This is a genomic window from Rhodovarius crocodyli (assembly GCF_004005855.1).
Lineage (GTDB): Bacteria > Pseudomonadota > Alphaproteobacteria > Acetobacterales > Acetobacteraceae > Rhodovarius > Rhodovarius crocodyli.
The window spans coordinates 24,182-37,580 of sequence record NZ_SACL01000015.1; the positions used below are offsets into that span (position 1 = coordinate 24,182).

At 70.8% G+C, this 13,399-nt stretch carries 14 protein-coding genes; 3 read left to right on the plus strand and 11 right to left on the minus strand.

Going from position 1 to position 13,399, the window contains the following annotated elements; genetic code table 11:
• Positions 1 to 35: 35 nt before the first annotated feature.
• Genes EOD42_RS24230 through EOD42_RS24250 form a run of 5 tightly spaced genes read right to left on the minus strand, consistent with a single transcriptional unit; the run spans position 36 to position 3,949 of the window.
• The gene (locus EOD42_RS24230; RefSeq protein WP_127790224.1) at positions 36 to 863 is read right to left on the minus strand and encodes an amidohydrolase family protein; all 828 of its coding nucleotides are present in this window, start codon (positions 861 to 863) and stop codon (positions 36 to 38) included.
• Positions 863 to 1,828, minus strand: a complete 966-nt coding sequence (locus EOD42_RS24235; protein ID WP_127790181.1) for a Bug family tripartite tricarboxylate transporter substrate binding protein — start codon at positions 1,826 to 1,828, stop codon at positions 863 to 865. Before EOD42_RS24235 ends, EOD42_RS24230 begins: the two co-directional genes overlap by 1 nt.
• Positions 1,819 to 2,619 carry an SDR family NAD(P)-dependent oxidoreductase gene (locus tag EOD42_RS24240; RefSeq protein WP_127790182.1) on the minus strand — a complete coding sequence of 267 codons (801 nt, stop codon included), beginning with the start codon at positions 2,617 to 2,619 and terminating at the stop codon, positions 1,819 to 1,821. Before EOD42_RS24240 ends, EOD42_RS24235 begins: the two co-directional genes overlap by 10 nt.
• Positions 2,619 to 3,194 carry a carboxymuconolactone decarboxylase family protein gene (locus EOD42_RS24245; RefSeq protein ID WP_206020453.1) on the minus strand — a complete coding sequence of 192 codons (576 nt, stop codon included), beginning with the start codon at positions 3,192 to 3,194 and terminating at the stop codon, positions 2,619 to 2,621. Before EOD42_RS24245 ends, EOD42_RS24240 begins: the two co-directional genes overlap by 1 nt.
• Before the next feature lie 29 nt (positions 3,195 to 3,223).
• Positions 3,224 to 3,949: an IclR family transcriptional regulator gene (locus EOD42_RS24250; protein ID WP_127790183.1), complete on the minus strand. Its 726-nt coding sequence runs from the start codon at positions 3,947 to 3,949 to the stop codon at positions 3,224 to 3,226.
• A 49-nt stretch (positions 3,950 to 3,998) separates the two neighbouring features.
• On the opposite strand from EOD42_RS24250, the gene EOD42_RS24255 reads away from it, so the two are divergent.
• Together EOD42_RS24255 and EOD42_RS24260 are read left to right on the plus strand one after the other, a co-directional pair.
• The gene (locus EOD42_RS24255) at positions 3,999 to 5,012 is read left to right on the plus strand and encodes a Bug family tripartite tricarboxylate transporter substrate binding protein (protein ID WP_240655280.1); all 1,014 of its coding nucleotides are present in this window, start codon (positions 3,999 to 4,001) and stop codon (positions 5,010 to 5,012) included.
• 8 nt (positions 5,013 to 5,020) lie between these two features.
• On the plus strand, positions 5,021 to 5,989 hold the full coding sequence (locus EOD42_RS24260) for a Bug family tripartite tricarboxylate transporter substrate binding protein (protein WP_127790184.1): 969 nt from the start codon (positions 5,021 to 5,023) through the stop codon (positions 5,987 to 5,989).
• Positions 5,990 to 6,240: 251 nt separating this feature from the next.
• On the opposite strand, the gene kdpC is transcribed toward EOD42_RS24260, so the two are convergent.
• From kdpC to EOD42_RS26700, 4 genes are read right to left on the minus strand one after another with little or no spacing between them, the layout of a single operon-like run.
• Positions 6,241 to 6,786, minus strand: coding sequence for a potassium-transporting ATPase subunit KdpC (gene kdpC / locus EOD42_RS24265; RefSeq protein WP_127790185.1), 546 nt, complete (start codon positions 6,784 to 6,786; stop codon positions 6,241 to 6,243).
• A gap of 2 nt (positions 6,787 to 6,788) precedes the next feature.
• Entirely contained in the window at positions 6,789 to 8,777 is a 1,989-nt protein-coding gene (gene kdpB / locus EOD42_RS24270) for a potassium-transporting ATPase subunit KdpB (RefSeq protein ID WP_127790186.1), read from the minus strand.
• Between the two features lie 7 nt (positions 8,778 to 8,784).
• A complete protein-coding gene (kdpA, locus tag EOD42_RS24275) occupies positions 8,785 to 10,476 on the minus strand; it encodes a potassium-transporting ATPase subunit KdpA (RefSeq protein ID WP_127790187.1) in 1,692 nt (563 codons plus the stop codon).
• 16 nt (positions 10,477 to 10,492) lie between these two features.
• Positions 10,493 to 10,579, minus strand: a complete 87-nt coding sequence (locus EOD42_RS26700) for a potassium-transporting ATPase subunit F (protein WP_408902183.1) — start codon at positions 10,577 to 10,579, stop codon at positions 10,493 to 10,495.
• Positions 10,580 to 10,790: 211 nt separating this feature from the next.
• Between EOD42_RS26700 and EOD42_RS24285 the strand changes: the two genes are divergently transcribed.
• On the plus strand, positions 10,791 to 11,294 hold the full coding sequence (locus EOD42_RS24285; protein ID WP_127790189.1) for a protein-tyrosine phosphatase family protein: 504 nt from the start codon (positions 10,791 to 10,793) through the stop codon (positions 11,292 to 11,294).
• A 74-nt stretch (positions 11,295 to 11,368) separates the two neighbouring features.
• Here the strand turns inward: EOD42_RS24285 and EOD42_RS24290 are convergent, their stop codons facing one another.
• Both EOD42_RS24290 and speB read right to left on the minus strand, forming a co-directional pair.
• The gene (locus EOD42_RS24290) at positions 11,369 to 12,301 is read right to left on the minus strand and encodes a Bug family tripartite tricarboxylate transporter substrate binding protein (RefSeq protein ID WP_127790190.1); all 933 of its coding nucleotides are present in this window, start codon (positions 12,299 to 12,301) and stop codon (positions 11,369 to 11,371) included.
• 57 nt (positions 12,302 to 12,358) lie between these two features.
• The gene (gene speB, locus EOD42_RS24295; protein WP_206020454.1) at positions 12,359 to 13,342 is read right to left on the minus strand and encodes an agmatinase; all 984 of its coding nucleotides are present in this window, start codon (positions 13,340 to 13,342) and stop codon (positions 12,359 to 12,361) included.
• Positions 13,343 to 13,399: the final 57 nt, after the last annotated feature.

Consider the following 13,399-nt stretch of genomic DNA (forward strand, 5'->3'; position numbering starts at 1 on the left):
TCTTTTTTACAAAAAAGAACAAGCTCTTTCGGCAGTCATGACTGGAACCCATACAGCCGGGCCGGATTGTCCACCAGCAGCTTCCGCAGCCCGGCCTCATCGGCCATTTGCGGCAGCAGTTCCATCAGCCCCGCGTCATCCTCGATCAGATGGCGCGGGTTGGAGTGCGGGTAGTCCGTGCCCCAGACCACGCGGTCGGGGGCCGCCGCGATCAGCGCCCGGGCGAACGGCACCGCATCCGTGAAGGGCGCTCCGGCGGCCGAGACGCGGTCGCTGCCGGACACCTTCACCCAGCAGTTCTCGCGCTTCACCTGTTCCAGCAACGCCTGGAACGGCGCCTGCTCCAGCCCCTTCGCGGCATCGACGCGGCCCATATGGTCGATGACGAAGGGGATGGTGAGCTTGTCCAGTTCCTCGCGCAGTTCCAGCAGGTCGCCCGCGTCCAGATGGATCTGGGCGTGCCAGCCGAGCGGGGCGATGCGCGCCACCGTGCGGCGGAAGAAGCCGAGGTCCGGCCGGCGGCCCAGATGCTGCACGAAGCCGAAGCGCACGCCCCGGATGCCGCCTTCATGCAGCTTGATCAGCGCCTTTTCGTCGAAGCTGTCGTCGATCAGCGCGATGCCGCGATAGCGTCCGCCGGAATGCGCGATCGCATCCAGCATCGCCGCATTGTCGGTGCCATAGACCACCGCCTGCACGATGACGGATCGCGTGATGCCGAGGCGCCGGTACAGCGCCGCCAGATCGTCCTTGGTGCGCTCGGGCGGGGTGAAGGGGCGGTTCTCCTGGAAGGGAAACCGCGCGACGGGGCCCCAGACATGGCAATGCGCGTCGCAGGTGTTTTCGGGCGGGACGTAGACCATCACTCGGGCCTTATGTTGGCGCTGCGCACGACCTGCGCCCAGCGATCCACCTCGGCCGCGATGAAGGTCGCTGCCTGCTCGGGGCCGCTGGCGACCACGCGGGCGCCCTGGCTGGTGATCTGGCGGGCCGTCTCGGGGCGGGCCAGGGCGGCGGCGGTCGCGGCATGCAGCCGCGCCACGCGGTCGGGCGGCGTGCCGGCGGGGGCGAAGACGGCGTACCAGTTCTCCACCTCCATGCCCTGCACGCCCGCCTGGGCGAAGGTCGGTGTCTCGGGCAGGGCGGCGGAGCGTTCGGCACTCGTCACGCCGAGCGGCCGCAGCCGCCCGGCCTGCACATGCGGCAGAAGCACCGGCACGTCGAGGAACGCCATGTCCACCTCCTTGGCCAGCAGCGCCGTGATGGCGGGTGCCGCGCCGCGATAGGGCACATGGCCGATCTCGACGCCCGCGCGCATGGTGAACAGCGCGCCCGCCAGGTGCGGCGTCCCGCCGGGGCCGGAGGAGCCGTAGTTCAGCCGCCCGGGCCGCGCCTTCGCCAGCGCCACCAGCTCTGCCACGCTGCGCGCCGGCACATCCGGGTGCACCGCCAGCAGCGACGGCACGGCCGAGACGATGGAGATTGCCGCGATGTCCCGCCGCGAATCATAGGGGTTGTTGGGCATCAGCGTGACGTTGACGGCCAGCGCCCCCGTGCTGGCGAAGCCCAGCGTGTAGCCGTCGGGTGCGGCCTTCGCGACCGCATCGACCCCCACCACGCCGCCCGCGCCGGACCGGTTGTCGACCACGACCGATTGCCGCAGTTCCTCGCCCATCGGCTGGGCCAGGATGCGCGCGCCGAGATCCACCGGCCCGCCGGGCGGGAAGGGCACCACGAGCCGCACCGGGCGGTCGGGGAAGGATTGCGCGAGGGCCGGCGTCGCCAGCGGGGCCGCGAGCAGCGCGCGGCGGGTTGCTGCTAGTCGCATCGTACCGACATCCCTCCATCCACGACGATCTCAGTGCCCGTGATGAACCGTGCCTCGTCCGAGGCGAGGAAGAGCGCGGCGTTGGCGGTGTCCCGGCCGTCACCGGCGAAGCCCATGGGAATGCGCGACAGGCGGGTCTTCAGCAGCGCCTCGACATCGCCGCCGGCGCGCTGGCCCGCCAGCCGCACCTCGACCATCGGCGTGTGCATCTGGCCGGGCACCACGGTGTTCACCCGCACGTTGCGGCTGGCATATTCGACCGCGACCACGCGTGAGAGCTGAATGACGCCCGCCTTGGACGCCGCATAGGCGACCTGCGCGGCCCCGGTCCAGCGGATGCCGCTGGTGGAGGCGGTGTTGACGATGGCCCCGCCCCCCTGCGCCACCATGATGGGCAGCACATGCTTGCAGGCCAGGAACACGCTTTTCAGGTTGTAGTCGAACTGCGTGTCCCAGACTTCCTCGCTCATCTCGACCGGGCCGCCCTTGGCGCTGCCGCCGACATTGTTCACCAGGATGTCGATGCGGCCATGCAGCTTGTGGGCTTCCGCCACCATCGCCTCGATGGAGGCGGGCTGCAGCACGTCGCACTGGCCCATGGTGAAGGTGCCGCCGAATTCAGCGATGCGCGCGGCGGTCTCGGCCATCGCGGCCGGATCGCGGTCCACGCCATGCACGATGGCCCCTTCCTGCGCGAACAGCACAGCCGCCGCGCGGCCGTTGCCCCAGCCCGGCCCGACGGAGCCCGCGCCGGTGATGATCGCGACTTTTCCCTGCAGACGGCCGGCCATCAGACGGGCACCTCATCGCCGGGCTCGGCGCCCAGGTCGGTCTGGAAATTCTCCGGCAGGCCCAGCTCGAAGGTGTTCAGCGTCATGGAGACGAAGGAGTAGTAGCCGAGCACGCCGATCAGCTCGACCAGCCCCTTTTCCCCCAGCACCGAGACGGCGCGGTCATAGAGCGGGCGCGGCACGCGGCGGGTGGCGAGCAACGTGGTCGACACGTCGTAGATCACCTGTTCCTTGTCGTCGCGCAGGGTGGGGGTGCGGCGGGCCGCGATGTCGGCCACCACCGCCGGGTCCATCCCCGCCTCCAGCCCGATGCGCTTATGGGCGAACCACTCGTAATGCGCGGTCCAGTGCCGGGCCATGATGAGGATCGCGAGCTCGCTGTAGCGCGGCTCCAGCGAGGTCTGATAGCGCAGCAGCTCCCCCAGCTTCTGGGCGCGGCTGGCGAGCTCCGGGTTCTTCAGCCAGGCGATCATGGGCGCGGGCACGCGGCCGCGGATGCCGGCGACGGCTTCGGCGCAGGCACGGGCTTCCTCGGGCGTGCGCTGCCCCTCGGGGGTCAGTTCGATACGGGCCATTGCTTGTTCGTTTCCTCCGATTGGCGCGTTCAGCGCCGCAATCGTTCCAAGGGGGTGGGGTCGCCGCCCAGGTCGCGGGTCATGGCGATCGCCTCGCGCATCACCAGCGGCGTGCAGAGCGCCTCGATCTCGGCGTCGAAGCGATAGAGCGGCACGGAAATGCCGATGGAGCCCGCCACCTCGCCTGCCGCGTTCAGCACGGGGCAGGCGATCGCCGCGATCTGCGGCAGGCGTTCGCCGCGCGTGACGACGGGCAGGGGCGTACCGGTTTCCAGCGCCACCAGCGAGCGCCCATGCGCGCCCCGGCCGAGCGGCTGCGCCTCTCCGACATGGGCGATGTCGCGGACGATCTGCGGGGAATCGAGGCGGAACACGCAACGGCGCTGATCGCCCTCGCGCACGAAGAAGGCGGCGCTTTCGCGGCTTTCGGCGCGCAGGCGTTCCAGCGCGGGCATCACATGATGTTCCAGCCTCAGCGAGCGTTTGAACACGTCGCCCAGCAGCAGCAGGGTCGCGCCCAGCATGTAGCCGCCGCTGGGCAGGCGCTTGATGAAGCCGTGCCCCTCCAGCGTGCCGAGCAGGCGGAGCGCGGTGGTCATGTTCAGCCCCGCGCGGCGCGAGAGCTCCGTCAGCGGCAGGGGGCCGTCATCGTCACGGAAGGCGCGCAGCAACACCAGGGCGCGGTCCACCGCGCGCACGCCCTCGACCGGGGCGGGGGCAGGGGGCGGGACTTCGTGCAGGGCGGGTTTGGCCATGCGCGGACGCTAGCAGTCACTTCCGTCAGATGGAAGTCACTTGCGTAGAATGAAAACGCCCGCCACCATGCCGCCAACGATGGAGGAAGAGTTCATGCTGCTGCGCAGGCGCGCGGCGCTCGGCCTGTTGGCGGCACCCGCCACGGCCCGGGCGCAATCACCATGGCCGACGCGGCCCGTCACCTTCCTGGTTCCCTTTGCGCCCGGCGGCGCTTCCGACATCGTGGCGCGGGCCATCGGCAACCGCATGGCCATGCAGGTCGGCCAGCCGGTGGCGGTGGACAACAAGCCCGCCGCCAACGGGCAGATCGCGGCCCGCCAGCTCGCGCGCAGCGCGCCGGACGGCTACACGGCGCTGGTGGGCTCGATCGGCGTGTTCGCGCTGAATGCGGTGCTGTATCGCGACCCCGGCTATGATCCGGTGCGGGACTTCGCGCCCGTCACGCTGGCCGTCACCACGCCCAATGTGCTGGTGGTCCACCCAGAGCGCGTGCCCGCGACCGACCTGCCCGGCGTTCTCGCCTGGATGCGTGCCAACCGCGGCAACGTGTTCCACGCGACCAGCGGCACCGGCTCCTCTCCGCACCTGACCATGGAGCTGTTCACCCAGGTCACGGGCACCGAGGCCACGCATGTGCCCTCTCGCGGGGCCGCGACCGCCATGACCGACCAGCTGGCCGGGCGCACCCAGCTGTCCTTCCAGGGCCTGGGCACCATCCTGGGGCCGGTGCGCGACGGCAAGCTGCGCGCCATCCTCGTCACCTCGGCCGAGCGCGACCCGCTGCTGCCCGATGTGCCCACCGCGCGGGAATGCGGCCTCACGGATTTCGAGGTCGCCTCCTGGCAGGCGGTGATGGTGCCGGCCGCCGTGCCGGAGGACACGCTGCGCCGCGTGCACGCCGCCGTGACCGGGGCGCTGAAGGACCCGGAGGTGGCGCCGCGCCTGGAGGAAGTCGGCTATCGCGTCGTCGGCAACACGCCTGCCGAATTCGCTGCCTTCCAGCGCGCCGAGATCGCCCGCTGGCGCCGCGTGGCCGAGGCCGCGCGCATCTCGCTCGATTGAGGACGACCATGTTCCGACGCAGCCTGCTGGCAGCACCCCTGCTGGCCACACCGGCATTGGCCACCCCGGCGATTGCCCAGCCGCAATGGCCCGCGCGCCCCGTGCGCGTCATCGTCCCGTTCCCGCCCGGCGGGTCCAACGACGCCATCGCCCGGCCGCTGTGCGACGAGATGCAGCGCAGCCTGGGCCAGCCCTTCGTCATCGAGAACAGGGGCGGCGCCGGCGGCACCATCGGCACGGCGGAGGTGGCGCGCGCGGCCCCCGATGGCCAGACGCTGATGATCACTTCCTCGACCTTCGCGACCAGCGCGGCGGTGCAGGCCACGCCCTATGACGCGGGGCGGGACTTCGCGATGCTGGCGCTGATCGCCACCGCGCCGCTGGTGATGCTGGGCGCGCCGAATTTCGCGCCCGACAACATGGAACAGGCTGCGGCCCATATTCGCCGGCACCCGGGCACGGTGGATTACGGCTCGGCCGGGGTCGGCAGCATCGGGCATATGGGCGGCGCGCTGTTCGCGCTGAAGGCCGGGCTGTCCATGCAGCACGTGCCCTATCGCGGCACCGGGCCGGTGCTGAACGACCTGGCCGCCGGCGTGATCCAGCTGACCTTCACCACCATCACCGCAGCCGCCGGGCTGATCAGCGGGCGGCGGGTGAAGCTGCTGGGCTGGTGCACCGCCGACCGCCCCGCCAACGCGCCCCACGCGCCTACCCCGCGCGAAAGCGGCCTGCCGGATTATGAGGCCGCGATCTGGTGGGGGCTGCTCGGCCGGCGCGACACGCCGGCGCCCACCCGCGCAAGGATCAACGCGGCGGCTAATGCGGCGCTCGGCGACAGCCGGCTGGCGGCAAGCCTGGCCCAGGAAGGGGCCGCACCCAGCCCGGGAAGCCTGGAGGACGGGGAGCGGTTCATCAGCCGGGACCTGTCGCGGTGGCGGGAAGTGGCACAGGCGGCGAATATCCGGATGGAGTAGGGCTCAGGGGCGTTCCCCCCGAGACCCCCAGCCAGGGGCTCTGCCCCCGGCACCCCCGCCAGGAGATAATATCTCCTGGACCTGATAAGAGTTTGGCGCCTGCGCTGGGTAAGCGGTACGCCAATTAAAAATCAATGGGAAACCCAGGCAAGGTCAGTACCAACCTGCCGAAGGTCCAGGAAACTGAGTTTCCTGGCGGGTGTCCAGAGGGCAGCGCCCTCTGGTGGGGGCCGGGGCAACGCCCCGGGGTCTCACCGCTGCGCATCCAGCGCCAGGTTCAGCCGCAGCACATTCACGCGCGGCTCCCCCAGCACACCCAGCGTCCGCCCTTCCACATGCTGTTCCACCAGTGCCAGCACCCGCTGCGGCGTCACCCCCCGCGCCGTGGCGATGCGCGGGATCTGCGACAGCGCGTTCTCCGGGCTGATATGCGGGTCCAGGCCCGAGCCCGACATGGTGACCGCATCCGGCGCCACGCCGCGCCGGCCATCCAGGCGGCCCTGCACCGCCTCCAGCAACGCCGCGCTGGTCGGGCCCAGATTGCTGGCGCCCGAGGAAGCACCGTCATAGCCCTGGCCCGCATTGGACGCGCGCGGATGGAAATAGCGCGGGCCCTCGAAGCCCTGGGCCAGCAGCTCGGAACCCACCACCTGGCCGTCACGCTCGATCAGCGAGCCGTTGGCCTGGCGGGGAAAGGCGAATTGCGCGAGGGCCGTGAAGCCCAGCGGCACGATGATGCCGAGCACCAGGGTGAAGCTGCCCATCATCACCAGGGCGGGGCGCAGCAATGCGAACATGCTCAGAATACTCCCAGGATCAGGTCGATGATCTTGATGCCGATGAAGGGTGCGACGACCCCGCCCAGCCCATAGATCAGCAGGTTGCGGCGCAGCAGAGCGGCCGCCCCCACGGGCGCGTAGCGCACGCCCTTCAGCGCCAGCGGCACCAGGGCGATGATGATCAGCGCATTGAAGATGACGGCCGAGAGGATGGCGCTTTCGGGGCTGTTCAGCCCCATCACGTTCAGCGCGGCCAGGCCCGGATACTGCGCCACGAAGATGGCGGGCAGGATGGCGAAGTACTTCGCCACGTCATTGGCGATGGAGAAGGTGGTCAGCGCGCCGCGCGTGATCAGCAGCTGCTTGCCGATCTCCACCACCTCGATCAGCTTGGTGGGGTCGCTGTCCAGGTCGACCATGTTGCCGGCCTCGCGCGCGGCCTGGGTGCCGGTCTGCATGGCCAGCCCCACATCGGCCTGCGCCAGGGCTGGGGCGTCATTGGTGCCGTCGCCGGCCATGGCGACCAGGCGTCCCTCCTTCTGGGCATTGCGGATATAGGCGAGCTTGTCCTCGGGTGTGGCCTCGGCGATGAAGTCGTCCACGCCCGCCTCGGCCGCGATGGCCGCCGCCGTCAGGCGGTTGTCGCCGGTCACCATGACGGTGCGGATGCCCATGCGGCGGAGCGCGTCGAAGCGGTCGCGCATGCCGGGCTTCACGATGTCCTTCAGCTCGATCACGCCCAGCACGCGGCCGTCCCTGGCCACGGCGAGCGGCGTGGCGCCGGCGCGGGCGATGCGCTCGGCGATGTCCTTCACCTCCGCCTGCCCCATGCGATCCACGGCGCCCTTGCGGAAGCTGCCGCGGCCGGGAATGTCCAGGCCCGAGATGCGGGTCTGCGCGGTGAAGGGCACGATCGCGGCACCCTGCGGCATCTCGGCCGAGAGCCCGTAGCGGTCCCGCGCGAAGGCCAGGATGGAGCGGCCCTCGGGCGTCTCGTCGGCCAGCGAGGCCAGCATGGCGGCCTCGGCCAGCTCGGCCTCGGAAACGCCCGGCGCGGCGAAGAAGCCGGCGGCCTGGCGGTTGCCCAGCGTGATGGTGCCGGTCTTGTCCAGCAGCAGAACGTCCACGTCGCCTGCCGCCTCCACCGCGCGGCCGGAGGTGGCCACCACGTTGAACCGCACCAGACGGTCCATGCCCGCGATGCCGATGGCCGACAGCAGCCCGCCGATGGTGGTCGGGATCAGCGTGACCAGCAGCGCCGCCAGCACCGGCACCGAGGGCGGCGTGCCGTTGAAGCTGGCAAGCCCCACCACGCTCGCGACCGCGATCAGGAACACGATGGTCAGCCCGGCCAGCAGGATGTCCAGCGCGATCTCGTTCGGCGTCTTCTGCCGCGCGGCGCCTTCCACCAGGGCGATCATGCGGTCGAGGAAGGAATTGCCCGGGGCCGCGGTGACGCGCACCACCAGCCAGTCCGAGACGACCAGCGTGCCGCCGGTGACGGCACTGCGGTCGCCGCCGCTCTCGCGGATCACGGGGGCGGATTCACCGGTCACCGCCGCCTCGTTCACGCTGGCGATGCCCTGGATCACCTCGCCATCGGCGGGGACCAGGTCACCGGCCTCGACGAGAACCACATCGTTCTCGCGCAGCTCCGGCGCGTCGCGCCAGTGCCACAGGCTGCGGTCGTCGTGGCGGGCCATCAGCTTGGCGCGGGTCTCGCCGCGGGCGCGGCGCAGGCTTTCGGCGCGCGCGCGCCCCCGGCCCTCGGCCACGGCCTCCGCGGCGTTGGCGAACAGCACGGTCAGCCACAGCCAGGCGGCGATGCCGGCCTGGAAGGCCCAGGGCTCGCCGCGCGCGGCGGCCATGGCCGCCAGCAGCGTGACCAGGATGGACACCACCTCGGTGACGAAGATCACCGGGTTGCGCAGCAGGGTGATGGGGTTGAGCTTGCGCAGCGCGTCGAGCGCCACGCGGGAGAGCGGCACGGAAGCCGTTTCGGTGGTCATCGGAACCTCAGAAGCTCTGGCCCGCCAGCATCGCGAAGTGTTCCGCGATGGGGCCGAGGAAGAGGGAAGGCAGGAACTGCAACCCGCCCAGGATCAGGATCACGCCCGTCAGCAGCCCGACAAACAGCGGGCCGTGGGTCGGGAAGCTGCCGCCGCTGGCCGGCAGGCGCGGCTTGGCTGCGATGCTGCCCGCCATGGCCAGCACCGGCACGATGATGGCGAAACGGCCGAGCAGCATGGCGATGCCGAGCGTGGTGTTCAGCCAGGGCGTATCCGCCGTCAGCCCGCCGAAGGCCGAGCCGTTGTTGCCGGCGGCCGAGCTGTAGGCATAGAGCAGCTCCGTAAGGCCATGCGGACCCGCGTCCTGAACCGATGACAGCGCCATCGGCAGCACGGCGGCCACGGCCGTGAAGCCCAGGATGCACAGCGGCACGATCAGCACCGCGAGCATGGCGAGCTTCACCTCACGCGCCTGCACCTTCTTGCCCAGGTATTCGGGCGTGCGGCCGACCATGAGGCCTGCCACGAACACCGCCAGCAGCACGAAAACCAGCATGCCGTAGAGTCCGGAGCCCACCCCGCCCGGCAGCACCTCGCCCAGCTGGATCAGGAACAGCGGCACCAGCCCGCCGAGCGGGGTGAAGCTGTCATGCATGGCGTTCACCGAGCCGTTGGAGGCACCGGTGGTGATCGCGGCCCACAGCGCGCTGGCCGAGGTGCCGAAGCGGACTTCCTTGCCCTCCATGTTGCCCAGGCCCCGCGCCACGCCCTGGGCCAGGTGCAGCGGGTTGCCGCCGGCCTCGGCGGCATAGGTGGCCCAGGTGCCGGCCACGACGAACAGCATCATCACGGCCAGGATCGCCCAGCCCTGGCGCCGGTCGCCCACCATCCGCCCGAAGCTGAGCGCGAGACCCATGGGCAGGGCGATGATCGCCCAGCTCTGCCAGAAGTTGGTCCAGGGGGTGGGGTTCTCGAACGGGTGCGCCGAGTTCACGCCGAAGAAGCCGCCGCCGTTGGTGCCCAGCTGCTTGATCGCGATCTGCAAGGCGGCGGGGCCCATGGGAATGGTCTGCGTGCCGCCTTCGAGCGTGTTCGCCGTGACATAGCCCGCCAGGTTCTGCGGCACGCCGTCGGCCACCAGCATCAGGGCGAACACGATGCTCAGCGGCAGCAGCAGCAGCACCGTGACGCGCGTCAGGTCCACCCAGAAATTGCCCAGGTCGCTGGTGCTGCCGCGGGCGAAGGCGCGGATGACCGCGAAGGCCAGCGCGATGCCCGTGGCGGCGGACAGGAAGTTCTGCACCGCGAGCCCCGCCATCTGCGAGAGGTAGCTCATCGCCGCCTCGCCGCTATAGGCCTGCCAGTTGGTGTTGGTGACGAAGCTGATCGCCGTGTTGAAGGCGAGCCAGGGCGAGAGCCCGTCCAGCCCCTGCGGGTTGAAGGGCAGCACGCCCTGCAGGCGCAGCAACGCATACAGCAGCAGGAAGCCGGCGAGGTTTACCGCCAGCATGGCCAGCACATAGCCGCGCCAGCCCATGCCGCGCGCCGGGTCGATGCCGGCCGCGCGGTACAGGGCGCCCTCGCCGGGCAGCCGCCAGCGCCCTTCGGCGATGTTGGCCATGGCGGCGCCCAGCGGCATGGCCGTGGCCGTCACCAGCAGCAGCACGAGCGCGATCTGCGCCCATCCGATCATGGTCATGGTTATAGGTCCCCCATCAAAGGGATTCCGGACGCAGCAGCGCCCAGAACAGGTAGAGAAGCAGGCCGAGGGCGACGCCGCCGCCGAGGAGAAGTTCGGTCATGGCGGTCAGACCCGGTCGCAGCCGGCGACATAGAGGGCCATCAGCGCGAAGCCGCCGACCCCCAGCATGAGCATGATGATGTCGAGCATGAGTGTTCCCAGCCGGGCATGGTCCGGCACGGCGCCCAATCTCGGTCAGGACGGCGCAAGGGCTCGATGGGGAAGGGGAGGCAGGTGCATAAGGAGAGCGCAAGGACGCGAAGGAACCCGCGATGCAGCCGAGCCCGATGCTACGCCCGCTTCCGCTGCCGCCGGAGGTGGCGGGCAGCCTGTTCCTGACCGCCATGCCCGGGCGCTTCGGCCCGCTGGAGGATGTGGGCGCCGCGCTGCGGCAACACGGGGTCGGTCAGGTTCTGTGCCTGACGGGCGAGGCCGAGATCGCCGCGAAGTCACCTGCCTATGCGGCGGCGCTCGCGGCGGGGGCGCTGCCGGCGCGCCATGACCCGCACCCCATTCCGGATTTCGCGACACCTGCCGATGAGGCGGCCTTCGCGGCCTGGGCCAAGGCCGCCGCCGGCCGCTTGCGCGCCGGCGAGCGTGCCGTGCTGCATTGCGCGGCCGGCATCGGGCGCACAGGCACCGTCGCGCTGTGCCTGCTGCACCTGCTGGGCGAAGAGCCCGATCGCGCCGAGGCGCTGGTGCAGGCGGCGGGATCGGGGCCCGAAACCCCGGCCCAGCGCGACTTCGTGGCGCGCTTCCGCCTGGGCGTGCGTTAGCGGGTGCGGCACCGGCCGCCCCCGCCGCCGCCGGTGCCGGGAATGCGCGCAGGCGCGCATTCCCGAACAGGCGCTCAATCCCCCGGGCGCAGCCCGGCCGACTGGATCACCTGCCTGAACTTCTCCAGCTCCGCCGCCTGGAAGGCCGCGAAATCGGCCTGGCCGCGGAAGGTGATGGGGGTGGCCAGCCGGGCGAAGCCGTCGATCACGCTGGCCGCACCCAGCGCGCTCCGGCAGGCCGCCTCCAGCCGCGCCAGGGTCGCGGGGGGCGTGGCGGCGGGGGCATAGAGCCCGGCCCAAATGGAATAGACCATGTCCACGCCCTGCTCGCGCAAGGTGGGCGTCTCCGGGAACTCCGCGGTGCGGGCTGCGGCCATCACGCCCACCGGCACCAGGTTGTTGGCGCGCAGCCCGCCCGGCAGGTCGGCATAGACCGACACGTCATCGCGCAGCAGGGCGATGATGGCCTCCGCGCTGCCGCGGAACGGCACATGCGTCATCTGCGCGCCGCTGCTCTGGGCCAGCGCCGCCATCACGATATGCGGGATGGAGCCTGGCCCGGCCGAGCCGTAGTTGATGCCGTTGTCGCGCCGCGCGCGCGCCAGCAGGTCCGCCACGCTGCGGATGCCGCTGACGGGCGCCGCCATCATCATGACCGGCGCATCGCCCAGCAGGCAGACCGGCGCGAAATCTGCCACGCGATAGGGCAGGTCCGCGCGGAAATGCGGCTGTATGGCCATGGGCCCCGTGGTGGTCAGCAGCAGGGTGGTGCCGTCCGCGCGGGCACGGGCGACCTCTGTCGCGCCGATGGCGCCGGCGGCGCCCGTGGTGTTCTTCACCACCACCTGGGTGCCCAGGACGGTGCCCATCTCAGGCGCGATCAGCCGCGCCATGCGGTCGGCGCTGCCGCCTGAGCCGAAATTGACCACGATGGTCGAGGCATTCTGCGCGACGGCCGAGGCCATCGCGACACCGTAGAACAGCAATCCCAGCAGGCAGTGTCGCAAGCGACGGATCCTCTTGTAACGGGGGCGATCCGTCCGCCTAGCAATGTTGGGGCCAGTTCAGCCCCCGACGCGCGCCTCGGCCATCAGGCACAGGATCTCGAACATCATGTTCGCGCCGATCAGCGCCGTGCAGCCGCCGTGGTCGAAGGGGGGGGCCACCTCCACCACATCGGCGCCCACGATGTTCAGCCCCCGCAGGGCACGGAGCATGCGTTGCGCCTCACGCGGGGTCAGCCCGCCGATCTCGGGCGTGCCGGTGCCGGGTGCGAAGGCGGGGTCCAGGCTGTCCACGTCGAAGGTGAGGTAGGCGGGCTTCTCGCCCACCACGCGCCGGGCCTCGGCCATGGTGGCATCCACGCCCAGCGCCTCGAACTCCTCGATCGTGATGATGCGCACGCCCTGCTCGCGGGCCCAGTCCATGTCCTCAGGGTCGAACAGGGAACCGCGGATGCCGATCTGCACGATGCGCGCGGGGTCCAGCAGCCCTTCCTCGATGGCGCGGCGGAAGGGGGTGCCGTGGGTGAAGCGCATGCCGCCGAAATAGCTGTCATTGGTGTCGGAATGCGCATCGAAATGCACCATGCCGAGCGGCCCCAGCCCGGGCTGCGCGCGGTGGATGCCGCGCAGGATGGGCAGGGAGATCAGGTGGTCCCCGCCCAGGCACAGGGTCCAGGCGCCGGCCGCGCGGATCTCGGCCACCCGTTCCTCGATCATGGCCAGAGAGATCATCAGGTCGGCCGGGTTGGTGGGCGTGTCCCCCACATCCGCCACCCGGCACAGGCGGCAGGGTTCCACCCGCGTCACGGGATGCACCCGGCGGATGATGGAGGACATGTTGCGGATCTCACGCGGGCCGTGGCGGGGCCCGGCGCGGTTGGTGGTGCCGAGGTCGAAGGGCACGCCCAGCAGCGCGATGTCGAGCGTGGAGGCATCCTCGACCTGGGGCAGGCGCATGAAGGTGACGGGCCCGGCGAAGCGCGGCGTGGTCATGCCGTCCATCGGTTGCGGCCAGGTGGATGGCAAGGCTGATGGATCGGTCATGAGCTTCTCCGGGATGCGTCGGCGCAGGCTAGATCAGGCCGGGGCCGGTTGGAATCG